Origin of the sequence: Virgibacillus salexigens (assembly GCF_014905415.1) — a bacterium.
GTDB classification, from domain to species: domain Bacteria; phylum Bacillota; class Bacilli; order Bacillales; family Amphibacillaceae; genus Virgibacillus; species Virgibacillus salexigens.
The window spans coordinates 1-275 of record NZ_BNEO01000225.1; the positions used below are offsets into that span (position 1 = coordinate 1).

The following is a 275-nucleotide window of genomic DNA, read 5'->3' on the forward strand; positions in this document are numbered from 1 at the left end:
ACTAGGAGCCGAAGAAGGACGGGACTAACACCGATATGTCTCGGGGAGTCGTAAGTAGACATGGATCCGGGAATTTCCGAATGGGGGAACCCACTGTTCGTAATGGAACAGTACTTCTATCTGAATACATAGGATAGGAGAGGCACACCCGGGGAACTGAAACATCTCAGTACCCGGAGGAAAAGAAAGCAAATGCGATTTCCTAAGTAGCGGCGAGCGAAACGGAATCAGCCCAAACCAGAAGGCTTGCCTTCTGGGGTTGTAGGACACTCCAT

General features: G+C 50.5%; 1 rRNA gene. It reads left to right on the forward strand.

The annotated features are described in order from the left end of the window. Window positions 1-275 (forward strand): 23S ribosomal RNA (locus tag JKP73_RS22955); the annotation flags it as partial.